Below are 25,466 nucleotides of genomic sequence, written 5' to 3' on the forward strand. Positions count from 1 at the left end.
TTCACCGTCCTTGGCGTCGACGCGGGCGGTGGCACCGTCGCTGAACTTCCTGGCGAGAATCGCGCGGGACCTGGAGCAGGAGGTCGAAGACCTCGTGGTGGGCCTTCTCGACCTCGTCCAGGAGTACGACGGTGTACGGGCGGCGGCGGACGGCCTCGGTGAGCTGGCCGCCCTCCTCGTAGCCGACGTAGCCGGGCGGGGCGCCGACCAGGCGGGCCACCGAGTGCTTCTCGCCGTACTCGCTCATGTCGATGCGGACCATGGCCCGCTCGTCGTCGAAGAGGAAGCCGGCGAGCGCCTTGGCCAGCTCGGTCTTGCCGACTCCGGTCGGGCCGAGGAGGAGGATGGAGCCGGTCGGGCGGTCGGGGCCGGCGATCCCGGCGCGCGAGCGCCGCACGGCATCGGAGACGGCGGTGACGGCCTCCTCCTGGCCGATCAGCCGCTTGCCGAGCTCGTCCTCCATGCGCAGCAGCTTCTGCGTCTCGCCTTCGAGGAGCCGGCCGGCCGGGATACCCGTCCAGGAGCCGACCACGTCCGCGATGTCGTCCGGGCCGACCTCCTCCTTGGCCAGGTGTCCTTCGGGGCCTGCCGACCGGGCGGTTTCCCCCTCCGCGTCGGCCGGCCTCCTGCACCTCCCGTTCGAGAGTGAGGATCTCGCCGTACAGCAGCTTGGAGGCGGTGTCGAAGTCGCCGTCGCGCTGGGCGCGCTCGGCCTGTCCGCGGAGCTCGTCGATGAAGGTGACGACCTCCCCGTCGGCAGCTTTGACCTCGGCCAGGACGGTCTTGAGCCGCTCCTCGAACTCACCCCGGTACTTCGCGCCGGCGACCATCGCGCCCAGGTCGAGCGAGACGAGCCGCTTGTTCCGCAGTGACTCGGGGACGTCGTCCTTCACTATCCGCTGCGCGAGGCCCTCCACGACGGCGGTCTTGCCGACGCCCGGCTCGCCGATCGGGACGGGGTTGTTCTTCGTGCGGCGGGAGAGCACCTGCACCACACGCCGGATCTCCGCGTCCCGGCCGACGACCGGGTCGAGCCCGCCCTCGCGGGCCGCGGCGGTGAGGTCCGTACCGAATTTCTCCAGGACTTCGGACCGGCCTCCGCTTCAGGAGTGGTCATCCGCTGTCCTCCTCGGACTCATTCACCGGCGCGCAGGCGCACTCGGATCCCATTTCTCCGGTCCCCCTCGCGCCCTCGTGGATGAATGCGGTCGACGGATCCCATCCTTGGAATGATCGTCGTGGATCGAGCCGAACTCGTCCGCAAAATATGACTCTTGGCGGCCAAAGGTTGATTTCGTCCGGACCACGGATGACACATGGCAGCCGAACTCGCAGAGCGCCGGTTTTCGTTTGACACGGCACCGACGCTTTGACCATGATCCGAGAAGAATCCACGGTCGAAGCCGACACATGAGCCAGTCGCGGCAAGAGGAAATTCTCCAGCCCCGACTGATGGTCAGCGCTTTCCCCTCCATTCCGCGTGCGGAAAGCGCAGCCTGCGAATGGATTCCCCCTCGGGACAACTCACAAGAAGGAGTGCTGGATGGCAACCTACCTGTCTCCCGGCGTGTTCGTAGAAGAGAGCGCGGGTGGCTCCCGGCCGGTGGAAGGCGTCGGCACGGCAGTGGCCGCATTCGTCGGATTCGCCGAGCAGGGTCCCCTGAACGAGCCGGTGCGTGTCACCAACTGGGGGCAGTTCACCAAGACGTTCGGCGAATTCATCGACGGCTCCTACCTCGGACACTCGGTCTACGGGTACTTCGCCAACGGCGGTGGCACCTGCTACGTCGTCCGCGTCGGCGGTCAGTCCGCGGAAGGTGATGCCGCTGTCGACGGCGCCCGGTCGGTGAGCGCCGCTCCGGCACAGGTCCTCGGCGATTTCCGCGTGGCGGCCCTGCCGGCCACCGCCGGTCGCGACATCTCGGTCGACGTCCAGCGCAAGTCGGCCGACCCGAAGGCCCGGCGTGCCACCTCGGGCACCGTCGCCGACAAGCCCAGGACAGCCAAGGACGGCGGCGCCGCGCCGGAGGCCACGGACGGCGATGTCTTCGTCTTCACCGTCAAGGTCGATGGATCCGCCACCGAGAACTTCGAGGTTTCCCCCGAGAAGGCATCGCCCGCGTATGTGGTGACACAGGTCAAGGAGCGCTCCAAGTTCGTGACCGTGGAGGAGGCGCCCGCCGCCACCGGCGCCGTGCTCGCGCTGCCCGAATCCTCCGCCCTGGCGTTGCCCGCCGCCCCGGCCGCCGGCGCCGAGGCCACGACGAAGGACGTCGTCGGCCGCTACATCGGCAAGGTCAACGACCGCTCCGGCCTCTCGGGCCTGGAGGCGATCGACGACATCACCATGGTCATCGCCCCCGACCTGATGGCCGCGTACGAGCAGGGCACCGTCAGCCGTGAACAGGTCAAGGCCATTCAGACGGCCATGGTCGACCACTGCGAGAACATGGCCAACCGCATGGCCCTCCTCGACCCGCTGCCGGACATGGGCCCCACCGAGGTCTACGAGTGGCGCCAGAACGAGGCCGGCTTCGACTCGAAGTACGCCGCCCTGTACTACCCGTGGATCCAAGTCGCCGACCCGGCCACCGGCAAGGGCGTGCTCATGCCGCCGTCCGGGCACGTCGCCGGCCTGTGGGCCCGCAACGACGAGGCCCGCGGTGTGCACAAGGCACCGGCCAACGAGGTCCTGCGCGGCGCCCTCGACCTCGGTATCCAGGTCACCAAGGGTGAGCAGGAGCAGCTCAACCCGGCGGGCATCAACTGCATCCGCAGCTTCCCCGGCCGCGGGATCCGGGTGTGGGGCGCCCGTACGCTCTCCAGCGATCCGGCCTGGCGCTACCTGAACGTCCGACGACTCTTCAACTACCTGGAGGAGTCGGTCTACCTGGGCTCCCAGTGGGTGGTCTTCGAGCCGAACAACGAGCGGCTGTGGGCCACGATCCGCCGCAACATCGCCGCGTTCCTCACCAATGAGTGGCGCAGCGGCGCGCTCTTCGGTGCCACTCCCGACGAGGCGTTCTACGTCAAGTGCGACGCGGAGACCAACCCGCCGGAGGTCATCGAGTCCGGCCAGGTCATCTGTGAGATCGGTGTGGCCCCCGTCAAGCCTGCCGAGTTCGTCGTGTTCCGGATCTCGCAGGAGTCCCTGTCGGGTGACGGAGCGGGCGAGTAATTCCCCAGTTCTGCCGCCTTCTTCCTTCCGTACACCTCAAACATAGGAGCCAGTCATGGCCGATTCGACCCTGGGCAGCGCCTTCCGCGCCGACACGTTCACGATTCAGATCGACGGAGCCAAGCTCGAACTGCTGAAGAGCGTCAGTGGGCTGAGCCTCCAGGTAGAGGTCATCACCAGTGAGAGCATTACCGAGGACGGCAAGCGCGTTCTGGTGAAGACCCCTGGCAAGCCGACCGCTCCCAGCGTCACCATCGTGCGCGGCTTCGACAAGAACAAGGTTCTCACCGAGTGGATCGCCAAGTCCCAGGCGGACAAGATCAGCGAGGCGAAGAAGAACATCACCATCAACCTGACCGACAGCGCCAAGGGCCAGACGCGCACCGCGACCCTGACGGGTGTCTGGGTCAGCAGGTGGAGCGTCAGCGATGTGAGTGCCGGCAACTCCGCCGAGGTCGACGAGACCGTCGTCCTTGAGTGTGACGGCATCGAGTTCAAGTGAGGCGGGGGCGCGTAACAGAGTCGGCGGCACCCGTACCCACGGCGCCGTCACCGGCCTCCGCGCCCGCCCCTTCCGGTGAGAGCGCGGGCCCGCTCGGCGGCGGGCCCGCGGCTCTCCGCACCGAATTCCCCTTCACGCTGCCGCGCGGCTACGTGGACCCGCAGGGAAAGGTGCACCGGGAGGGCGTGATGCGCCTCGCCACTGCCCGCGACGAACTCTGGCCGCTCAGCGACATGCGGGTGCGGGAAAATCCCGCGTACCTCTCCGTCGTCCTGCTCAGCCGGCTCATCACCCGTCTCGGCACCGTCACCGACGTCGACGCCGACATCGTGGAGCAACTCTTCGCGGCGGACCTCGCGTTTCTGCAGAAGTTCTACGAGAAGATCAATCTGGACGGCACCTCGCTCGCGTCGACCGTATGCCCCGACTGCAACCACGAGTTCGACGTGGACATGGGGAGTCGCCTGGGGGAATGACGGTGTACGCGGCCGAGGACCTGCGTTCCGAAATCGCGTACATCGCCTACCACTTCCACTGGCCGCACGGCGAGCTGCTCGACCTGGACCACATTCAGCGCCGCGCCTACATCCGCCAGATCACCCACATCAATCAGCGCCTCGCAGAAGGGACGTGAGAACCATGCGTCGGAACACCGGGGAGGGCCGCGGGACCGCGGCGGATGCCATCGGCGCATGCCCGGCCACAGGCGTTCCGACGGTGCTGTCCGAGACCGTGCGCACGATCGCGGAAGGGATAAGTCCGGTCACGGACGCCGAACGGGTCACCGGACGGCTGCCGGCGTTCCAGGACCCCCGGATCTCCGGAGAGATCACCACCTTGGTCAACCCTGAGCCGCCACTGGTGTTCCGGGCCGACGTGGACCGGTGGGGCGCGGGGCTGCCGACGTACCGTCCCGCGGCGCGGCTCTACTGGCGCCGGGCGCACGGCCCGGCGGCGGAGTCCGGTGCGGAGGACGCCACACGGGGCGCCGCGGCCGGTCCGGTGGCATCGGCACCGGATCCGACGGCCGTGACCCGGGACACCGAGGCGACACCGGGACAGAAGCCGCAGCGGCGGAGCCGACGCCGGCTCGGAGCGCGCGGCGGCCCGGCGAAGGAGCCCGTGGAGTCGGGGACCGCCTCTCGACCCCGCCGTTCTCAGGGGTATGACACCCGTGCCCTGGCGATACCCCTGAGAACGGCGGCCCCCGCCGAGCCGATCGCCGGGCAGCAGTCCGGGAGGACCGGACATGACCCGCACCGAGCACCCGCGGCGGAGTCCGGGTCCGCACCAGCCGCCCGTGACAGCACTGACGCCACGGCGGTCTCCGGAGCCGCCCGGAGCGACAGCGCGCCGGAGCGCGGAAAGCCCCTGTCCCACCGACTCACTTCGTGGGTCAAGAGGGCAGTGGCCACCTCCGCGGGGCGGCGCCCCGCTCCGGACGAGTCGGTCGGGACCGCCCTTCCCGGAGACGACCCGGACCGGGAACTGCCCCAGGAGCGTGCCCTGGAGACGCGGCAGCCATCGCGGACATCCCCCCACAACACCGCTTCCACTCCGCAGACCGGGTCGGCCCGCCCCGGCACGGACAGCAACCCCACCCTGGACCAACGCCACGCAGATGCCCCGGCGGGACGGCAACGGTCGCACACCTCGTCCGCCGACCGAGCGGATGCGGTCGCGGGCGGCGCCCCGCGCGCGGCCACCGACCGGGCCGTCCCCGGTCAGGTCCGACAGCCCGGCCGCCCCCTGTCGGCGCGGCGCGGGAACACCGAGACCTCCGGCGAGGCGGAACCGGCTACCCGTGGGACGGCGCCGACCGGCGGCCGAGCCGCTGAGAAGCCGACCGTGGAACCGGCGACCGTACCCGAAGCGGTCGACGAGACCACCGATGCCCCGGCCCGGACCGGTGTCGGAAACGGATCTGCCGGCCCCGGCATCATCGATACTCCGGTCACCGACGTGGCACCTCCCACCACGGACTCTTCCTCCACCCGCCCCACGGCCGAGCCGGTGACCTCACCGCAGGCGCCTTCTGTGGACACACCTTCCGTTCCGGACGCGCACCACGCCGGGCGCGGCACCACAGCGCCGCACCGGAATACTGCCGCCCTGTACTTCGACGGGCCGGAGGTTCCCCCCACCCGGCACCTCTCCCTGGCCGAGCCGAATGGGCCGGCCGGTCAGCCGGGGGCCCCGGCCGAGGACGTCGTCGAGCCCCGCGGTACCACGCACACGACCCGGACCGACCGGACCGCATCGCACCACGCCCTCGCCTCGATGTCCTCAGCCGCCGACCACACACCGGAGCCCCCTGCGCCGGAGGCCGGCACCGCTGCTCCGGCAGGTCTCCTGACGGCCGAAACCCCGTCCCAGGGCCCGGCCGAGCACACTGGGACGAGCCCTGCGTCCGCGGACGCCAGGACGCCCGGTGACTCGCGCCTCCGAAGCCCGGCAACACCTGCCGCCGAGCGCCTCCCCCTCGTCGGCCCGCACGACGGCACCGGTACGGCGGGGCCTGCCGCGCGCAACGCCGCCGCCGACACGCCACCGGCAGACACCGCACCCACGTCCGCGGACCCGGCGCACGGCACCGACCGGGCTGTGGGCGCGAACATGACCCGGACCGCCACCTTCCCGGACCAGGGCCCGGCCCCGGTGCATCAGCCGCCCGCCGCCACCGGCGGCGAGGCCCCGAGGAAGGCCACCGCCCCGGCGCGCCCCACCGAGCCTCTGCGCAGCCACGACCCGCAGAAACCGTCCGGCGCCGAGTACCTTCCCCTCACCCGGCGCCGCCCCGGCGCCGACACCGCCGTCACGTCGGCAACGGCCCCGACAGCCGCGCCGGCGGAAGACACCGGCCCTACGCCCGAGTTCACCGACCGGACCGCCACCGCACCGGACCGGTCCGTCGCCCTCGTACGGAACGACAGCACCAGCACCGTGGTCGGTCGTGAGACCTGTGAAGAGGACACCACGCCTCGGCACGTCCAGGCCCCGAAGAGCGACACCGAGAACCGTCCCGGTACCGGGGGCGGTCCGGCCCCGGCCGGCATCGTGCCCACGGGCTTGGAACACACCGAATCCGAACCCGTGGAAACGTGTCCGGACGGCACCGCCGCGTCCCGGATCCCCGCCGCACCGGACGACCGGACCCCCTCTGCGGTACGGCCCGCTCTCGCCGGTATCGACGGTGATACCCCGAAAGAGGAGGCCACCCGCCCTCCAAGTACTGCCGGGCTCCCGCACCTTGGGGATCCGCGGACGCCCGCCACCGGACACCTCCCTCTCACCGAGCGCGGCGATGGTGCCGGAACGGCCGCCCACTCCGCCCCGGCCGCCGGCGTACCCGGACCCGCACCCGCGGCCCTCGGCGACAACACCGAAGGAGCGCACACGGGCGGCGCCGCCACCACGCCAAGCCGGGCCCCAGCGCCGGAATGGGACACCGATTCCTCCCGCATCCCCACGACCCGCCCCGCTGCGCTTCTGAGCCATGAAGCTCCACGGCCCTCCGGCACGGGGAGGCTCCCGCTCGCCCCGCGCCGTACCGGCACTGCCCCCTCGGCCCATGTGGCCGGCACACCAGATGCCACTTCCGCTGACGCGACCCCCGGCATCCGCCGCGCCCAGCCCGGCAGCGAGGGCGGACGAACCACGGAGGATCCCGGCAGCGCCCCGCCTGCGCACGCGGGCGACGCGGCCCCCGCACGGGGCCGGATCCGGTCGCCGGAGCGGCACACCCCTGCCTTCACCGACGGAGCAGCCCCGAGGAAGGCGGTCGCCCCAGCGCGCCCCGACGCCCCCCTGGACATCGACGAGACGGCACGGCCCGACAGACTGCACCCTTCTCTCCCGTCATCGGGCGCCTCGGATGCCGACCGGTCCTTCGGCGACTTCCCGTCTCCGTCCCCAACGGCCTACGCACGTCCTGCTGGAGCGGCCGTGTCGGTCACCACCGGCACCGGCCGCGAGGCGGGGGCATCGGCGTCGTCCAGCACGGCCCAGGACACCGGGCGGACCGCGCCGGCACCGGGCGAGCTCCCGCCCCCGGTACCGGGGAAGGGCCCGCGCACCGCGCAGGAGCCACCTGCTCCGCAGGCGGTCGGCGCGCACGGGAGGCGGCGAGGCGCTACGCGTCCTGCGGCCGCACCCGAGGCCGCCGACACGGAGGTGCCACCCAGGATGCGGGACCTGCCGCTCGCCCAGCGACACAGCGGCGTCCGGGGTGCCGCCCCCGCCCGCGCCGATGACACCCGCCCCCACGTCTCCCCGCCCGAAGCCGCGGCCGGTCCGGCCACGCGGCTCCGGCCTGCTCTCGCGCCCCTCGCCAGGGATGACGGTGCGGGAAACCTTGGAGCATCGCGGGGCGCAACGGCCCCTCGCGAGACCATCCGCCAGACTGTTTCCCCTCACCTCGATGCCCCGGCACCTCCCGCCACCTGGATCCTCCCGGTCCGGTCCGGCGGCGGGGGCCGCTCCCGGAAACCGTCCGGCCGGTCGATCGTCGGTGCGCCCGTGGCCGAGCGCGGCACATCGGGGACCGGAAGCGTGCCGGGGGCCGGGGTCGGCCACGGGCCGCCCCGGAGGCCGCGTACCTCCGGCGGCCGGGCCGCGGTCCGGGCCCTCGGCACGGTCGGCGGCGGCAGCGCCGGGCACGGGAACCCGGGCGCGCGGGCAGCGCCTGATGGCGCGCGTGCACCCACCACACCGGAACCCGGCCCGCGACACCCCGGTCCCGGTCCCGCGCCCGTCCGCGCCGTCGTCCAGGCGCGCCGCGTCGCCCGCCTCACCATGCCGGAGGCGATCCCGTGTGCCTGGGTGCTGGTGCCCTTCGCTCCGCCCCGGCACTCGCCGGCGGTGGCCGATGTCTCGGACGCCGCAGGAGCCCACTACGACGGCGTCGGCGGCTGTCCCGTGTTCCGTCGGATCGGCTCGCGATTGCCGGAGAGCCGGGCCGACGTGTCCACGAGCGCTCCCGCCCTCCCGTCTCCCGAGGACGCGTCGAGCGCCGCGACGCACTGGGGCATCCCGCCAGGAGTACTCGACCAGGAAGCGCAGGTATGACCATGCCCCCCGACAAAGAAGTTCTGTCCATCCATCAGTTCTCGCTGACGATCGACGGAAAGAGCCTCGGGATCTTCACCAGCTGCACCGGGCTGGCCCTGTCCGTGGTGGTGGACGAGGTACTCGACGGCGGCTTCAACGACTCTCCCGTCTACCTGCCCCATCGCGTCACGTACCCGCCTCTGGTCGTGTCCCGCCCCATCACCAGGGACTCGCCCAAGTGGTCCCAATGGGTCCAGGAATCGGTCCAGAAACAGCCGAAGCCGCTGACCGGAGAGATCGCCTGCCTCGGTCGCGGCAACGAAGCGGTGGCCACGTGGGAACTACAGGACGTCATGCCCGTCGCCTGGCGGGGACCGAGCCTGGACGCCCGCGGTGGGAGCGTCGCCATGGAAGAGATCGAATTCGTTCACAGGGGATTCAGGCCCAAACCCAAGGCATGACCCTCGTCGAACACACCACGGAAGGGAGGCGGCAGCATGCCCGAGGACAACATGGCCGAGGCGGTCCTGGAGATCTACGATCCGCCCACCGGCGACCAGGAGGGGCCCGGAGCCAAGCGGACCGACGACATCAGGATGCAGTTCAGGCCCGCCGAACTCGCCTTGACCAAGGAGGTGTCCCTGGCACGTCACAACGCCCGCTCGGCGCCGCGCACCTCGGTGCCGGAGTTCACGGGAAGCCGGCCGCGAATCCTCGCCATGACCGTGGTGCTCGACAACAAGGATCAGCAGAACCAGACCGTCGACCAGCGTGTCACCAAGCTGCTGGGGTGCTGTGCGCCGACGGAGGAGAGTCTCTCCGCGGGCCGCCCCTCGCCGCCGTGGGTCAAGTTCCGCTGGGGCGGCTTCGAATCGGTGTCCTTCCCGGCGTTCCTCAGCGGTGTGAAGGCGAAGTACACCCGTTTCTCCACCGGCGGGGAGCCTCTGCGCGCGGTGTGCGAGCTCACCTTGGAGGAGATCGGGACGGCGACGAAGGGGCAGAATCCCACCTCCGGTTCACCCGCTTCGCGGCACTCCTGTGTGCTCGTACGGGGCGACTCCCTTCAGTCCGTCGCCGTGCGCAGCACCGGCCATGCGGCCGACTGGCGGCAGATCGCCGAACTCAACGGCATCGACGACCCGTCGAAGGTGACTCCCGGCAGGCATCTCCTGCTGCCCGGCACCACAGACCGCTGACACCACCACACACGTGAGGACACGTACATGACGGGGCGTCATACCGCTGGACTGGGCATCCGGGTCGATGGCCGTCGCCTGCCCGCCGTCTGTGACACCGCGCTCGCCTGGGCGCTGGTGGAGGAGAACGGCACCGTCTCGGCGACCGCCGAGGTCGGCTTCCGGGACCCGCGCCAGGCGTCCTTGCTCACCGAGACCGGCATCACGCTCGGCAGCAAGCTCGAACTGACCGCCTTCGGGCCGGACGGCCAACACGACCTCTTCGAGGGCGTGGTCACCGACTGCGAGGCCCGCGCCGGGGCGGACTCCGGCGGGCGGCACATGGCGGGCGGCGGCGCATTCACCGTGATCCGGGCCGAGGACCAGGCCCACCGGCTGCGGCGCGGCACCCGGACCCTCGCCTACCGCCAGATGACGGCAGCACAGATCGTCCAGAAAGTCGCCGACCTCGCGGGGGTGAGCACCGGCACCATGGACGACCCCGGTCTCATGTACGACTTCCTGACCCAACCCGCCATGAACGACTGGGACTTCCTCACCCACCTCGCCCGTGAGAACGGCTGCGATCTGTTCTTCCGGAAGGGGAAGCTGCACTTCTGCAAGCCCGCCCGAGCCTCGGACGCGCCCCCGAAGGGGACACGAGCCGCGCAGAGCCCGTTCGCCCTGGAATTCGGCGAGAACCTGATCAAGGTCAGCTCGGTCGCGACGCTGCGCGACCAGGTCATCGGGGTCGAGGTGCGCGGCTGGGACCCCGAGAGCAAGGAGCCGCTGGTCGCCCGTCAGATACCGGGGGAGACCGCGACGCGCCATGTGGCCTGGCGGGCCGGGGCGAAGACGGTGGGCGGCGAGTCGCTGCTGCTCGCGAGCCTGCCGCGGGGTACGCAGAACGAGGTCGAACACGTCGCCGAGGCCATGGCCCAGGAGGTGTCCGCGAGCCTGACCCGGCTGCGCGCGGTCGTACGCGGCGAGCCCCGGCTGCGGCTGCGTACCGCCGTGGCGCTCACCGGCCTCGGCGAACAGCACGAAGGGCAGTACACGGTCACCTCCGTACGGCATGAGTACCACCCGGACTCCGGCTACCTGACCGAATTGACGGTCGACGGGGGTGCCGGCCGCGCGCTCGCCGGACGTCCCGGAGACGGCGAGTCGGGGCTGCGCCGCTTCCACGGGCTGTTGCCGGGCAAGGTCGTCGACATCCGGGACGAGTCGGACCGAGGCCGGGTGAAGGTGGAGCTGCCGTGGCTGGATCCGTGCTACGTGAGCAACTGGGCGCGCACCGTGCAGTTGGGCGGCAGCCGCGGCCACGGTGTGGTGCTGCCGGAGGTGGGCGACGAAGTGCTCGTCGGCTTCGAGCAGGGCTGTCTGGATCGCCCGTATGTGCTGGGCGGGTTGTACAACGGGGTGGACGAGCTCGCCTCGCACGACCTCGATCTGGTCGACGGCGGAAAGGGCATCGCCAACCGGCGCTCCTTCGGCTCGAAGGAGGGCCACCGGCTGGAGCTGCTGGACGCGGGGAGCTCGGGGATGGGCGCGACCCTCGTCACCGGCGACGGCAAGCTCAGGCTTCGGCTCGACCAGCACAACACGCTCATCTCTGTGCACAGCGACGGCAAGGTGGAGATCAGCGCCGAGAACGGCATCACCGTGAACGCGAACCAGGGGCCGCTGGAGCTGAAGGGCCAGAAGGTGACGGTCAACGCCCAGCAGAGCCTTGAGCTTTCGGGCATGAACGTCGACGTCAAGGCCACGGGGCCGGTCAAGGTCTCCGGTGCGACGGCGAAGCTCGCCGGTACGGGCAGCACCGAGATCACCGGCCTCCCCGTCAAGATCAACTGATGGCCGGGTCTTCCCGCCGCCCGGAAAGGAGCACCACCGCATGCCTGCCGCAGCACGCGTCGGCGACGCCATTGCCTACATTCCCCACCCGGGCCCGGTCCCCGTACCCGTGGGCCAGGGCACCCTCGGGCCGCCCGGAGTGCCCACCGTCCTCATCGGGGGCCAGCCGGCCGCAACTCCCGGCTCGTTGTGCGCGTACGCCGTACCACCGCCCGGATCACCCGTCCCACCGCCCCCGGTTCCCGTGGTCCCGCTGCCGCTGCCCAGGCCGGTGCTCATCGGCGGCCTTCCCGCTGTCGTCAAGGGCAGCGTGGCCGGGCCCGGTACGGTCACCGGTGGCTGCCCCACCGTACTGATCGGCGGCTGAGCCCGTGTCCGACTTCTTCATCGGCCGCGGCTGGGCCTTCCCGCTGGGAGTCAGCCCCTCCGGCGGGGTGGCGATGGCCGAGGGCTCCGCCGACGTCGAGCAGGCCATCCGGCTGATCCTGGGCACCGAGCCCGGCGAGCGGCCCATGCGCCCCGAGTACGGCTGCGCGATCCGCGACCGCGTCTTCGGCTCGTTCGACGCCTCCACCAGCGGGGCCATCGCCCACGAGGTGCGGCGGGCCCTGGAGCGCTGGGAGCCACGGATCGTCGTGGACGACGTCAGTGTGATCCAGGCCGCCGACCACCAGGAGGTCCTCGACATTCAGATCGGCTACCACCTGGCCGGTACCAATAGCCGCCGCAATCTCGTCCATCCGTTCTACGTGATCCCCGTCCACGGCGGCGAGGGAACGCACCCCGAGCAGCAGCACGACGCCTCGCGGACGTCGAAGAGAGAAGACGATGTCTCTGCCTAGCCCCCACCTGGACGACCGCCGGTTCCAGGATCTCGTCGACGACGCCAAACGCTTCATCCAGCGCCGCTGCCCGGAGTGGACGGATCACAACGTCTCCGACCCCGGCGTCGCGCTGATCGAGGCGTTCGCGCAGATGGTCGACCAGCTCTCGTACCGGCTCAACCGGGTCCCGGAGAAGGTCCATCTGGAGTTCCTGGACCTGCTGGGCGTCCAGCTGACCGCCGCTCAGGCAGCGCACACCGAACTGACCTTCCGGCTCTCCGCCCCGCAGGGAGCCGACGTCACCGTACCGGCCGGAACCGAGGTGGCCACCCCGCGTACGGGCAGCGCGCCCGCCCGCGTCTTCACCGTCAGCCGGCAACTGGACGTCGTGCCGACCGAGTTGTGCCACATCGGCTCCGCGCCGGCCGGGCAGGCGCCCGAACTGGCCACCGAGCGCTTCCTGGCCGGAGAGCCGGTGACCTGCTTCACGCAGCCGCCGGCAGTCGGCGACGCCCTGCTGGTCGGCCTGTCCCGGCCCGCGCCGCGCTGCGCGGTCGCGCTGCGTGTGGACTGCCGGATGGACGGTGTGGGTGTGGACCCCCGCCGCCCGCCGCGCGTCTGGGAAGCCTGGTGCGGCGACGACTGGGTGGCCTGCGAGGTCGAGAGCGACAGCACGGGGGGCCTGAACCGGCCGGGCGAGATCCTGCTGCACCTGCCCGACGGGCACACCGCCTCCCTCATCGGCCGCCGCCGCGCGGGCTGGCTGCGGTGCAGGATCAGCGAGGCGGGGCCGGGCCGGCGGCCGTACTCCTCTTCCCCCAGGGTCGGCTCCCTGGAGGCGTACACCATCGGCGGGACCACGGGGGCGGAGGAGGGCGAGACCGTTCCGCTCGACGAGCTCGGCGTCTCCGACGGCACGCCGGGCCAGTCCTTCACCGTCCACCGCACTCCCGTCGTCGCCGGATCACTGCGCGCGGTGGCTGTGGAGACCAAGGCCGGGCGACAGATGTGGAAGGCGGTGCCCTCGTTCAGCGACTCCTCGCCGACCGATCGGCACGTCACGGTCGACGAGGTGAGCGGCACCGTCCGGTTCGGCCCGTCGGTGCGTCAGCCGGACGGGGAAGTGCGCCAGTACGGCGCGGTGCCCGAGATCGGCGCCCGGATCACGGCGGGTGCCTACCGGCGCGGCGGCGGCCGTGCGGGCAATGTGGCCGCGTCCTCCCTGACCGTGCTGCGGACCCCGGTCGCGCTGATCTCCCGGGTGGAGAACCGCAGCCCTGCCACCGGCGGTGTGGACGCCGAGTCGGTGGACAGCGTAAGACGGCGGGCAGGGCACTGGCTGCGCACCCAGGACCGCGCCGTGACCGCCCGCGACTACGAGTCGATCGCGGCCGCGGCCTGCCGGGAGGCGGGCCGGATCGAGTGCGTGGCCGAGCCGGCGGGCTCCGACCGTGCCGGGCTGGTCCGGGTCCTGGTCATCCCCCAGGTGCGGGACGTCCGTGAGGAGGACAGCTGGCGCGAACTGGCGCCCTCCGAGGCAATGCTGGCCGCCGCCGCCGACGCCGTGGAAGCGGCCCGACCGCTCGGGGTGACGGTCTCGGTCAGCGGGCCGGCGTACCAGGGCGTCACCGTCGTCGCCGAGGTCGAGGCGGCCAAGGGCGCGGACCGGCAGGAGGTCAAGGAGCGGGTCCTGCGCGCGCTGTACGAGTGCCTGAGCCCGCTGCCCTCGGCGCACGGTACCCACAACCGGTCCGGCTGGCCACTGGGGAGGGCGCTGCGACTGAGCGACCTGTACGCGGTCGCCGCGCGCTGCGCGGACGTGGAGTCCGTGCTCAAACTTGAGATGTACCCCGCGGACATCGGCACCGGGGAGCGGCAGCCCGCCACCGACCGCATCGATGTCGGTCCGGCGACGCTGTTCCTCTCCTTCCGCCACCAGGTGGCCGTGAAGAACGCCCGATAGCCCATGGCAGAAGAACAGGAAGAGACGGGCGGGAACGGATCCATGGAGAGACTGCCGTCACCGGCACCCGCAACGACGCCCGGCCCGGCGAAGGCCGTGCCGCCGCTGGTACCCGGGAGCAGGTCGCTGCGCGCCATCCTGCCGGAGAGCTATCGGCAGGGCGACTTCGCCGACCGGTTCATCGCCGGATTCGACGATGTACTCGCCCCGCTGATCACCGCGTTGGACTGCCTGGACGCCTACTTCAGTCCGCGCACCGCACCCGATGACTTCGTCACCTGGATGCTGGACTGGACCCACACCTCGCTGCCCGCCTGCGTGGGCTCGACGGGCCGCCGCAACGCACTGCTGCTCGGCCACCGGCTGCACGGGCTGCGCGGCACCAGGTCCGGGCTCGACCTGCTGGTCCGGTACGTGCTGGGCGGGCGGCTGGAACTCACCGAGTCGGGGGCCACACACTGCTCCGCCGGCCCCGAGGACCCCTCGGTGCCCGCGCCCGGCGGCAGTTGGGCACGGGTGCGGGTGCTGCTCCCGCACGGCATGTCGACAGGCCGCCCCGGGGTGGTGGAGGACGTGGCGGACTTGGTGCGGGAGTGGCTCCCGGCACACGTCGCGGCCCAGGTCACGGTGGAGGACGACGCGGACCCGCTGCACGTGCGGGGCGCGGCGGGGGGAGCGCGCTGATGGGGTCGGCCTCGTCCGGTCGCCGGGGCTGGCACGTGCCGGGCGAGCAGGACATCTGCCCTGGCTGCGGGGTGATGGCCTACCCCGGCGAGATGTTCTGCGTGTCGTGCGGCGCCTACATGGGATGGGACACGACCGGGAGCGGTCCGGTGGTACGGCCGGAGCCCGCGCGGCCCGCCCCGGTGGACCCGGAACCCCCGCCGCCGCCTGCGACGGACCCCGGGGCCGAGCGCGGCGACTCTGGCGAGGACCCCAGCCGTCCCAGCACCGTAACTACGGGGTCCGGCCGCCCCATGACGACGTGGCCGGACCCCGTGTGGCCCGACCCGCCGGCCGCACAGCCGTCGACGGCACCCGCGCGGCCCGAACCCGCCCACCGCCGACCGGAAGTCACCTTCCCGGCGGAGACCGGCCCACTCGGGACCCCACCGGCCGTCGTGTCCCCTTCCGGGCATCCCGGGTATCCAGGGGCCGCCACTGTCGCACCGGAGTCCGCCGCCGAGCAGACCCAGGTCATCACCGGTGAGGTGGTCCTGTGGACCACATTGCCCGAGGGCGACCGGTCCGCCCCGGACACGCCCACGCCCACGCCCACCGACGGGATACCGCACCTGCTGCCGTGCCCCGAGTGCCGGGAGTCCAACGCGGAGTCGCGTACGTACTGCCACCCCTGCGGCGCCCTGCTGCGCCCGGAACCGGAACGGGAACCGCCGGTCCTCACCCGTTGGCAGCGGCTGCGCAAGGAGTACACGGAACGGCCGGACGTCTGGCACTGGGACCGCCGCTGGGGCGTCGTGCTGGCCGCGCTGCCGGTGTGTGTGGTCGCAGGTGTCTCGCTGGGCGGCGCCGCGGCGGCCGCACAGGGCGCGGTTCCGCTGGTCAAGGACCGCTTCCTGGCGCAGTACGCGGTCGCGCCGGACACCGTCTCCGCCTCCAGCTCAGCCAAGGGCTTCGACGCGAACCTCGCCTCCGACGGAATCGACAACAAGGCATGGGCCCCCAAAGGCACCGGCGAGGATGCCGTCGGCCAGCACTGGACGGCCACATTCCAGAGCCCGTTCCGGCTGACCTCTCTCGTCATCGTCAACGGAGCGTCCAAGGCTCCCGGGCAGTTCTTCGAGACCGGCAGGCCCACGAAGATCAGGGTGACGGCAGCCACGGTCGGCAAGGGGACGGTGGAGAAGGAGATCGAACTCGGCGGCCGGCCCGGTCCGCAGCGCTTCGACCTGGGCATCGACGACGTGACCTCGGTACAGGTGCTGATCGAGGCGGTGCACCCGGGGCTCAAACCGGACATGCCGGTCGCCCTGGCGGAGATCCAGTTCTTCACCAGGCAGGAATCATGAGCGTACGGGCGGAACTCACCGTGCCCCAGGATGTGATCACGCCCGGCGACTCGCTGACGGCTCACCTGCGGGTATGGAACGAGAGCCGGATCGTCGACGCCTACCGGCTGCGGCTGATCGGACCACCCGCCGACTGGCCGGACACCGAGGTGGAACTCGGACAGCTGCCCGTCTACCCGGGCAACCACGAGAAGATCAACATTCCGATCGCACTACCGCGCGACAGCGAACTGGCCCCCGGCAGCCTGACCTTCGCCGTCCAGGTCGCCTCGGTCGAGGACCCGGGCGCCGTGGCTGTGCCCGAAGCGGACATCTCCGTGGGCGAGTTTCACGACATCGCGGTGGAGCCGGTCCGGCCGCGGGTGGGCGGGGCTCTGTGGAGCAGCAACCTGATCGTGCTGGAGAACACCGGTAACGCCATCACGACCGTACGGCTGCGGGTGGCGCCGGAGGCCGAGGACGCCCCGCTACGGCTCAGGCTGCGCCGGACCCGGCTGACCCTGCGGGCGGGGGAGCGGGCACGGGTCAGCCTCATGGCACGGGTGACGAACCCGGTTTTCGTCGGTACGGCGGCCACTTGGCGGATCGGTGTGCGCGTCGAGCAGAAGCATGCGGAGGAGCGCACCGCCTCCTTCGTCCACCGGCAGCACCCGATCCTGCCCAAGCCGGTGTTGAAGGCGCTGATCGCGCTGACCGCCGTCGTGATCGCCTTAGTGGCCCTGTGGATCTCGCCGGTGGGCGGCGAGAAGCCGAAGGCGGAGACGGAGACCGCCAAGGGCCCCTCGCAGGTGGCGGAGGCGAAGAAGGCCGAGAAGAGGGAGGCGGACAAGAAGGAGAAGGAGGAGAAGAAAAAGAAGGACGACGAGGACAAGGCGCAGAAGGAGCGGGAAGAGGCGGGCGCGTTGAAGAAGAAGCCGTTCCAGACCTCTCTGGCCGCCGACACCAAGAAGAACAAGCCGGTCGCCGAGTACACGGTGGAGAAGGGTTACCGGCTGGTGGTCAAGACGGTTCAGATGAGCGCGTCGGGCCCGGAGAACGGAACGGTCTTCCTCAGAGCCGGAACCCAGCAGCTGCAGAGCACCAGCGTGAACAACGTCAAGGACTACACCCCGTCGGCCCGGCTGTCGCTGAAGGAGGACCAGAAGCTCACCCTCCGGCTGGACTGCCCGGCGCCCCCGCCCGCCGGCCCCGCCCCCACCCCGTCCGCCTCCGGCGGCCCTCCCGCTCCCTCGGTGACCTCATGCACCGCCACCGCCGTGGTCACCGGCGACTTGATCCCCCTCAAGGGCCCGAACGCCGAACCGGACACCCCCGGGTCCTCCTCCTGACCGTCCCGCCCCCTTCCCCTGTCCCCACCCACCCTCCAGGAGCCGACCGGTGAGCATCGTCCAGCATGTAGACGACACCCTTGAGAAGGAGCTGCGGCAAGGCCCCTTGCGTGGCGTGAACGCGCAGATCGTCTTCGAGACGCCGAACTCCGACTGGGCCGCCCGGCGCTCCGGGCTGTGCGTGAACCTCTTCCTCCACGGCATCGAGGAGGACGTCACCCAACGGCAGTCCGGTGACACCAGCATCATCGACGAGCACGGTGTCGTGGTCGGCCACAACCGGCCCACCCGCTACTTCAAACTCGGCTACGCCCTCACGGTGTGGGGCCAGAGCTCACGCGATGAACACCGCATGCTCGGCAGCCTGCTGGAGTGGTCCGTGGCCACCGAGCACCTGACGCCGCACCCGAGCATGTCGGCGGCGGGCGCTCTGTCCCTGAGACTGCGCGAGACGCCCGAAGGCACGGAGCCCCCGGCGGTAAAACTCTGGTCGGGCCTGGGCACCCCGGCCCGTCCCGTCCTCGACCTCCTGGTGACCGTCCCGGTCACTCGACCGGCCACGATGGTGGAGACCGCGCCGGTCAGCGGCCTGGCCCTGCGAGCCGCCCGGCTGGATCCGCCTCTGGTCCCCGAGGACCGCCCCCGCCGCCCTCCCCGCCCCCGCGGCACGGCCCGTCCCCGCCGCAACGTCGAGGAGATCGGCTGATGGCGAACGCCGGGATGCCACCGGCCTCCGGGCGTCACCCGGGCCCCTGGACCGCGCCCGTGACACCGCGCAGCTGACGGGCCCGGTCCTGCGGAGCCCTGGTCAGCCCCGGCTGCGGACGGCGGCATTGACGCGGGCGCCCAGGTCCAGGACGGCGCGGCGCAGCGAATTCTTGTCGGTGATGCCCAGCGCCCGCCCGTAGACACCCGTGGCGATATCGGACTTGTCCCGCGCGGAGGAGAGCGCGTACTTCTCGCGGCCGCCGCGGATGCCCAGCAGGGTGCCGTCGGCCGAGCTGATCTCCGCCAGCTGGGCCAGCAGCGCGAGGTCCGCGTCCGGCAGGTCGGCACCGGAGGTCTCCAGGACCTGGCGGGCCGCCGCTGTCATCCGCTGGAGGTACTTCGCGCTGCGGTAGAACGCCTCGCCCGCGTCGCCGTAGTGCTTGAGGTCTTTGAGCAGGTCGCCGAGCTGTTCGTTGAAGGACTGCAGATAGTGCGCGCTGGTGACTTCGACGTCGCTCCTGGCCTGCTTGCCGACGACGTCGAGGACGGCGCCCTGGGAGTGGTATGCCTCCATGGCGTGCCAGAGTGAGTAGCTGGTCCGTCGCCTTATCTCCAGGGCCAGTTCGTCGGAGTTCCGGGCGGCATAGCGCTCCTGGGCCTCGCTCAGCCGGGCGGTGTGGCCGGCGTAGATGAGGTTGCGCGCCCGGACGACGGCGTCGGGGCGGGCGTGCTCCAGCTCCTCGATGTACGCCTCGTCCGTCGCCCCGGCCCGCACGTGCCCGGTGTCCGCGCGGAGCCGGTCGGCCAGTTCGGCCGTGGCGCGCTGATGGACGGTGTCCGCCATCAGATGGCGGCGCTCCACTTCGGCGCGCACCGCCTGCGGCACGAGAAGGGCCAACTGCGCGACGTACGCTCCCCATTCCGCGGCGTCCATGTACTTGCGCAGCTTGCTGAGTGCCGCGACATCCTGGTCGGCCTCCGCGACGGCCCTGGCCAGAGCGCCCCGCGGTGCGGCGATCCCGGTGTCCGGCCGCTCGGGGCTGAGCCTGCGCGCGCCGTCCGCCTCCCAGGTGCCGTCCTGCCGGGGCATCCATGAGCGAGCCTTGCGCCTGTCCTCGCCCATCGGCGGCAGCAGTTCGCTCTCGGTCCAGCGCAGCCCCCGGGTGCCGGGCGCGTAAGGGAAGGCGAAGTTGCCGCGCTCGGGCATGAAGTCCTTGACATAGAGGTTCACATCGAAGACCGTGGCCGACTCCTTGCCCCACTCGCGGCGGAAGGACGCGTTGAACTCCGCGACCGCCTGCGCGGCCCCGGGGCCGCTGACGGTGATGTCGTAGTCCGAGGTGGGATTGGCGCTGCCGACGGAGCGGATGCGCAGCGCCGGATGCCTGGAGCGCAGTTCCAGGAGCTTCGCGTCGATGTACACCTTGCGGTAGTGGAACAGGCTCCACATGCGGTCGGGAGCCTGCCCGGCGTCCCCGTACCGCTCCTTCGCCGTGGACCAGTCGTTGTCCGAGGCATCGAGCAGACGGCGTGCCTGCTCGAAGGAGGTCCCGGCGGCCACCGCCGCATCGAGTCCGGGTGCCATCCGACCCGGCGGACGCGCCTGCTCCTGCGACTGCTGCCGACGGGACGTGCGGCCTGTGGTGGGCTGCCGGAGCGGCGCCTCCGGCCGGGGCTCGGTCATCAATGCCTCACCTGGAGTATGTGAAGGGGCTGGGTCGGAACCGTTGCTGGGCTCTGCACTTGACGCTACGTGGCCGCACACGCCCCCGTGCGGCCGGAAGTGGACCGTGTGCCGTCATAGGGACCATCCTTTCGGCGACCGGGTGTCGTCCTTCGGCTGATGCGCCGGCTCGCCCCCGCATGAGGGCCGATTACGGGTCCGCGCCCGCCCCGGCTCTTCAGGTCGGGGCGCGACGTGTGGCCCCGGGACGAAGGTGCCCCCTCGGTGAACACCGCCCGAGGGCATCGCTCTGCCGGCCTCCCCGGTGCGGCGTCCTCTGGGCACCGAGCTACGCCGCCACCCGCCCGAAGAGCCGGCCCAGCTTGCCGTACTCCGTCTCGATGCCTTGAAGGAGATCCTCGCCGGTCATGGGCCGACCGGCTGCCGCTGCCGCGAAGACCGCGCTCTCCACGCAGGCGCGGATGCTGCCGCCCGCCAGATCGTAGGCATGGGCGAGTGTCTCGACGGAGACGTCGGCGGGGACCGCCTCGCCCAGGAGGGAGCGCCACAGCAGGGCACGGACCTCGGGGCCGGGGCTCTCGAAGTGCACGACCTCGTCGAAGCGGCGGGTGAAGGCGGCATCGATGTTGGAACGCAGGTTCGTGGTGAGGATCGCGAGGCCGTTGAATGCCTCCAGACGTTGCAGCAGGTAGCCGCTCTGCATGTTGGCGTGCCGGTCGTTGGAGCCCTTGACCTCACCACGCTTGGCGAACATCGAGTCGGCTTCGTCGAACAGGACGACGGCGTCGAGGGTCTCGGCGGCGGAGAAGACCCGTTCGAGGTTCTTCTCGGTCTCACCGATGTACTTCGAGACGATGGACGGGAGGCTGACGACGTAGAGGTCGAGGTCGAGTTCCCGGGCCACCGCCTCGGCGGCCATGGTCTTGCCCGTCCCGGACTCGCCCGCGAACAGGGCCGCGGTGCCCTGGCCCCGGCCGCCGCCCAGGCGCAGCCCCCAGTCGTGGAACACTGCCTCGCGATGGCGGACCCGGGCCACCAGCATGTCGAGCCGGGCGCGGACCGTCACCGGCAGGACGAGGTCCTGCCGGCTGACCTCGGGGACGATGTGCCGGGCCAGGGATCCGAGTTCGGCTGCCGAGCGAAGCCGGGCGGCCGCACGGACCTCTTGCATCTCGGGTGTGGCCCCGGTGAGGGCGGAAGCCCGGTGGACGCGTTCCACAGCCGCCGAGGCAGCGGCGCCCAGTTGGTCGCGGGGGCGGCGCGCGGCGGCGGAACGCAGGTCGGTCTCGACGGGCAGTGGCGTGCCCCATTCGTAGGCGGCCCAGGGCCGGCCGCCGTACAGCAGCAGGGGCAGCGGCTCCTCGTCCAGGAGGATGACCAGACGCCGCAACAGATCGGCCTGCTCGGGTGCGACGGTGCCGGGGGGCGGCAGGGGGACGAGGACGGCGGCGCCGAGCAGCCGCGCCTCCAGAGTGGTTCGCCGGGCCAGTCGCGCGGGGGTGTCCTCGCTGGTGGCGAGCGCGTCGGGGTCCACCAGCAGCGGTACTCGCCCGAGGACGGCGAGCGTGGCACGGACGGTGGGCAGGGCTTCGCCGTGGATGCCCTGGCGCAGGTAGCGAGTGCGGTACGGGTCGGCGGAGAGGTCCGCTCCCAGTTCCTGGAGCCGGTTCCGGCCGGGGTCGCGGGTGTCCTCCGGGTGCGGTGGCAGCACACGCAACCAGGGGCTGCCGCCGCCCGGCCTGTCGGTGTCGCGGCCCGCTAGGAAGTCCAGCAACCGGTCAGGGACGTTCAACACCCGCTCGGGGAAGGGCGCTTCGGGGTTCTCGTACGTCACCAGGCCGCCCTTGAACAGCGGCGAGCCGTCCCGCAGCAGACCGTTGACGACGGCATCGTGGACGGGCAGGCCGTGGGCGGACAGGGCGACGGAGACGGTGGGCCGCGAGGTGGGCAGCCCGCTCAGGAAGCGGAAGGCGCTGCCGCACACCGGGTTGATCTCCGGCAACAGACAGGTGACCAGCAGGTCCGTCTCGGGCTCGGAGAGGCTGAACTCCGTGGTCAGATGGGCTAGTTGATCCCCGCAGGCTGCCAGATGTGCCAGCTGCCGCGGGTCGGGCCAGTCGTACGGATCGGCGGGCGGGTGGTCGGGATCCGGCGCCCCGCCGGTTCCCTCGCCGCCCTCGTGCCGCATGTAGAGACGGCGCAACCGCTCCTCGGTCACCGCGAGTCGTTCCTCGAACAGGCTTGAGGTCATGGGATGCCGCTTCTCCTCTGATGCCGGGCAGGTCGACCGATGGCACCCCTGCGGGCCGGCGGCGCTCGGATGACGTGGGCGAACCCGTCCTGCCCGACGATCCGCGACGTCTTCTCGAACGGACCGTGGAGGGTGTCGCCAGGAGAAAATAACCGAGGAATTCAGGGGATACCTGTCTTCTTTCGGCTCGCCTGATGACCCGAAAGAAGACAATTCCTACGGTCCGCCGCCCCTGTGCGGTGCAGGAGGCGGCGGGCCGTCGGCACCCCCGTCGGATGCGCCGAGGCAGTACACCTCCGTCGCCACCGCCGACCACCACACCGCCGGCACTACCCCGTCGCTACGCTCCGCCCCATCAATGCCTGGAGCCGTAACGGCCTGCCCCGCGATGGGCGACGATTCCCGTTGCGCCGTTCAGCCTCTTGACCTGTAGTCACCCAGCCAATCGTCACGGTACTGCGGAACACCACAGCTCAGACGGAAATATTTCGGCGAGGCTTCGATACCCCGAGACAGCCCCGCTGGAGGCCCGGCAATGACTGGTCAGGTAGCGCGAAAGTGCGCTGAACGGCCGCAGGGCATCGGCCAACTCTCCGTGGAAGGTCCGTTCTCACCCCGCCCGCTTCACAACTCACGCTTTGCAGTGACGACCTCGCCCTTACCTCGTCGACCATGAGCGACGGCAGCACGACCGTTGAGGTATGCCGTCGCCCGTACGCCGGCGCGTGGCATTGGCTGATCGGGCATCCCTTCATTGCAACACCCAATGCGGTTCCGGGACCGCAGACCTGATGAACTGAATCGATACTGCCAGGTCATGGCTATGGGGGCGGGCTTGCAGATCAGGAAATCCGTGAAAACAGGGGGCCACGCCGGGAAGCACGTTGCGAGTCCGGATACCACGGAGTTCGCTGCGCAACTGCTGGAAACGGTCGGACGATGGCGGCTCGTGATTTTTCCGCAGGGACGCGCGGCGGCCTGTTCCGTTTCCCCGTCATCGAATCCTGCGCCATCACCGGTCATGCGATGTCCGCCTTCCGGCTCGACCGCTCCGGGACGTACGGTCCGTGTACATGTGCTCATGATCTATTCTTTGCGGGTGGTCCGGGAACACGCGGTGTTGAGGGGTGCCCGCTGCTGAGTGACGTGTGAAGCATCTGACGGTGCAGGGTTTATCGCAGCAGTTCCCGAGATCTCATGCAACGTCCGGTGTCTGCGGTCGTACAGCCGACCGTACCGCCGTCTGTCACTTCACCGAAGATCGCTGTGGTGTTCGCTCCGTTGCGTCCGCTTTACCTGCCGAGAGCATGAGCAGCCAGAGGCTTTGGTCCCTTTTGGAAAACACGGACAAGGGGTGTAATCGAGCCAATGTTAAATTCGTGAGTAATTCTCATGATCGATGAGGAGCGCAGCCATGCCCGTCGCCGCTGCCGATGCTGTCCGCAAGGACGATCCGCCGGGTGAAAGACCGTCCTTCCTTGCCCAGCCCAAGGGCCTCGGTACGTTGTCCGGGCTTGAGGTATGGGAGCGGTTCTCCTTTCTCGGCATGCAGGCGATCTTGGTGCTGTATTTCGCCGACACCGTGGCCGCTGGGGGCCTCGGAATGGCACCCGGCGCGGCCGCCTCGGTCGCGGCGGCGTACGGCACGCTCGTGTATCTCGTCTCCGTCGTCGGCGGCTGGCTCGCGGACCGCATGCTCGGCACCTACCGCGCGGTGCTGTGGGGCGGCATCCTCATCGCCTGTGGGCACTACGCGATGGGTGTGCCGACCGGCGCCGCCACCTGGGCCGGGCTCGGACTGATCAGCGCGGGCACGGGGCTGCTCAAGCCGAACGTCTCCACGATGGTCGGCCGGCTCTACCGCACCGACGACCAGCGCCGCGACGCCGGCTTCGCGATCTACTACATGGCCATCAACATCGGTGCCTTCCTCGGCCCGCTGATCGCCGGCTGGCTCGGCCAGCACAAGGGCTGGCACTGGGGCTTCTCGGCGGCCGCGGTCGGCATGACCCTGGGCCTGGTCCAGTACGTCATGGGCCGCCGCAATCTGCCCGGCCGTGGCGGTGCGCCCGTCGGCATGCTGCCGCCGCAGGCGATGCGCCGGGCCCGGCGGCTGATCACCTGCGGGCTGCTGACGGCCGCGGCCCTGGCCGTACTGCTGGGCGCTGCGGGCGTGCTCACGCTCGGGCTCGCGGTGAACGCCCTCACCCTGGTCGCCGCGGTGGCACCGGTCGTCTGCTTCACGGTGATGTTCAAGAGCCCCCGGGTGACCACGGAGGAGCGGGGGAGACTGCGCCCCTACCTCGTGCTGTTCGGCGCCTCGGTCGTCTTCAACATGATCCTCTTCCAGGCGTATTCGACGATGATGCTGCTCGCGACGGACAACGCAGAGACCTCGATCCTGGGCTTCGCCTTCCCCTCCACCTGGTTCGCCTCCGCGCTCGGCGCGTTCGAGGTGGCACTGGCTCCGGTGGTGGCCGCGGTCTGGGTGCGCCTGGGGCGCCGCCAGCCGCAGACCTCCAACAAGATCGCTCTGGGCGTGCTGCTGGGCGGCCTCTCCTTTCTCGTGATGGTGGTGCCGACGTTCGGGCGGAGCGGCAGCGACTGGAAGATGGCCGCCTGGTGGGTCGTCCTGTCCTACCTGCTGCTCGGCCTCGGCGACGTCCTGCTCCAGACCACCGGCCTGTCCGCCAGCACCAAGCTCGCCCCGGCGGCCTTCGGCAGCCAGACCATGGCGGTGTGGTTCCTGTCGATGGCCCTCGCCAACGGCATCCAGGCCCAGGCCGTCAAGCTCTACGGCGAGATCCCCAACCCCTTGTACTTCGGCCTCAACGGAGGCATCGCCATCGTCGGCGGCCTGGCGGTGCTGGCCGCCGCGCCATGGCTCAAGCGCACCATGCACCCCGTTCACTGAAGG

Annotated in this window: 17 protein-coding genes and 1 pseudogene; 15 read left to right on the forward strand and 3 right to left on the reverse strand. The window is 70.9% G+C overall.

Annotation, left to right across the window (positions count from 1 at the left end; genetic code table 11):
- Nucleotides 1–52: 52 nt before the first annotated feature.
- Nucleotides 53–1,132 (reverse strand): annotated as a pseudogene (locus ACLJWH_RS02420) (AAA family ATPase); the annotation flags it as partial.
- Between the two features lie 411 nt (nt 1,133–1,543).
- On the opposite strand from ACLJWH_RS02420, the gene ACLJWH_RS02425 reads away from it, so the two are divergent.
- The 14 genes from ACLJWH_RS02425 (at nt 1,544) to ACLJWH_RS02490 (ending at nt 18,612) form a co-directional block, all read left to right on the forward strand.
- Nucleotides 1,544–3,178 (forward strand): phage tail sheath subtilisin-like domain-containing protein, encoded by a 1,635-nt coding sequence (locus ACLJWH_RS02425; protein WP_411139840.1) that lies wholly within the window; start codon nt 1,544–1,546, stop codon nt 3,176–3,178.
- A gap of 55 nt (nt 3,179–3,233) precedes the next feature.
- The gene (locus tag ACLJWH_RS02430; RefSeq protein ID WP_411139841.1) at nt 3,234–3,680 is read left to right on the forward strand and encodes a phage tail protein; all 447 of its coding nucleotides are present in this window, start codon (nt 3,234–3,236) and stop codon (nt 3,678–3,680) included.
- The gene (locus ACLJWH_RS02435; protein WP_411139842.1) at nt 3,677–4,156 is read left to right on the forward strand and encodes a hypothetical protein; all 480 of its coding nucleotides are present in this window, start codon (nt 3,677–3,679) and stop codon (nt 4,154–4,156) included. The genes ACLJWH_RS02430 and ACLJWH_RS02435 overlap by 4 nt, the downstream gene beginning before the upstream one ends.
- On the forward strand, nt 4,153–4,314 hold the full coding sequence (locus tag ACLJWH_RS02440; RefSeq protein WP_411139843.1) for a DUF6760 family protein: 162 nt from the start codon (nt 4,153–4,155) through the stop codon (nt 4,312–4,314). Before ACLJWH_RS02435 ends, ACLJWH_RS02440 begins: the two co-directional genes overlap by 4 nt.
- Nucleotides 4,315–8,749: 4,435 nt before the next feature.
- A complete protein-coding gene (locus tag ACLJWH_RS02445; RefSeq protein WP_411139844.1) occupies nt 8,750–9,190 on the forward strand; it encodes a phage tail protein in 441 nt (146 codons plus the stop codon).
- 36 nt (nt 9,191–9,226) lie between these two features.
- Complete coding sequence (locus ACLJWH_RS02450; RefSeq protein ID WP_411139845.1) at nt 9,227–9,925, forward strand: LysM peptidoglycan-binding domain-containing protein; 699 nt, start codon at nt 9,227–9,229, stop codon at nt 9,923–9,925.
- 27 nt (nt 9,926–9,952) lie between these two features.
- Nucleotides 9,953–11,761, forward strand: a complete 1,809-nt coding sequence (locus tag ACLJWH_RS02455; protein ID WP_411139846.1) for a VgrG-related protein — start codon at nt 9,953–9,955, stop codon at nt 11,759–11,761.
- 40 nt (nt 11,762–11,801) lie between these two features.
- The gene (locus tag ACLJWH_RS02460; protein ID WP_411139847.1) at nt 11,802–12,128 is read left to right on the forward strand and encodes a PaaR repeat-containing protein; all 327 of its coding nucleotides are present in this window, start codon (nt 11,802–11,804) and stop codon (nt 12,126–12,128) included.
- A gap of 4 nt (nt 12,129–12,132) precedes the next feature.
- On the forward strand, nt 12,133–12,603 hold the full coding sequence (locus ACLJWH_RS02465) for a GPW/gp25 family protein (RefSeq protein WP_411139848.1): 471 nt from the start codon (nt 12,133–12,135) through the stop codon (nt 12,601–12,603).
- Entirely contained in the window at nt 12,590–14,548 is a 1,959-nt protein-coding gene (locus ACLJWH_RS02470; protein ID WP_411139849.1) for a putative baseplate assembly protein, read from the forward strand. Before ACLJWH_RS02465 ends, ACLJWH_RS02470 begins: the two co-directional genes overlap by 14 nt.
- A gap of 42 nt (nt 14,549–14,590) precedes the next feature.
- A complete protein-coding gene (locus ACLJWH_RS02475; protein ID WP_411139850.1) occupies nt 14,591–15,232 on the forward strand; it encodes a hypothetical protein in 642 nt (213 codons plus the stop codon).
- Between the two features lie 437 nt (nt 15,233–15,669).
- On the forward strand, nt 15,670–16,578 hold the full coding sequence (locus tag ACLJWH_RS02480) for an NADase-type glycan-binding domain-containing protein (protein WP_411139851.1): 909 nt from the start codon (nt 15,670–15,672) through the stop codon (nt 16,576–16,578).
- Complete coding sequence (locus tag ACLJWH_RS02485) at nt 16,575–17,906, forward strand: hypothetical protein (RefSeq protein WP_411139852.1); 1,332 nt, start codon at nt 16,575–16,577, stop codon at nt 17,904–17,906. The genes ACLJWH_RS02480 and ACLJWH_RS02485 overlap by 4 nt, the downstream gene beginning before the upstream one ends.
- A 49-nt stretch (nt 17,907–17,955) precedes the next feature.
- The gene (locus ACLJWH_RS02490) at nt 17,956–18,612 is read left to right on the forward strand and encodes a DUF4255 domain-containing protein (protein WP_411139853.1); all 657 of its coding nucleotides are present in this window, start codon (nt 17,956–17,958) and stop codon (nt 18,610–18,612) included.
- 102 nt (nt 18,613–18,714) lie between these two features.
- Here the strand turns inward: ACLJWH_RS02490 and ACLJWH_RS02495 are convergent, their stop codons facing one another.
- Complete coding sequence (locus ACLJWH_RS02495) at nt 18,715–20,298, reverse strand: hypothetical protein (protein WP_411139854.1); 1,584 nt, start codon at nt 20,296–20,298, stop codon at nt 18,715–18,717.
- Between the two features lie 328 nt (nt 20,299–20,626).
- On the reverse strand, nt 20,627–22,549 hold the full coding sequence (locus ACLJWH_RS02500; protein WP_411139855.1) for an ATP-binding protein: 1,923 nt from the start codon (nt 22,547–22,549) through the stop codon (nt 20,627–20,629).
- Nucleotides 22,550–23,963: 1,414 nt separating this feature from the next.
- Between ACLJWH_RS02500 and ACLJWH_RS02505 the strand changes: the two genes are divergently transcribed.
- Nucleotides 23,964–25,463, forward strand: coding sequence for a peptide MFS transporter (locus ACLJWH_RS02505; RefSeq protein WP_411139856.1), 1,500 nt, complete (start codon nt 23,964–23,966; stop codon nt 25,461–25,463).
- Nucleotides 25,464–25,466 lie beyond the last annotated feature (3 nt).

The sequence above is a fragment of the Streptomyces sp. x-80 genome (genome assembly GCF_046549095.1).
GTDB classification, from domain to species: domain Bacteria; phylum Actinomycetota; class Actinomycetes; order Streptomycetales; family Streptomycetaceae; genus Streptomyces; species Streptomyces celluloflavus.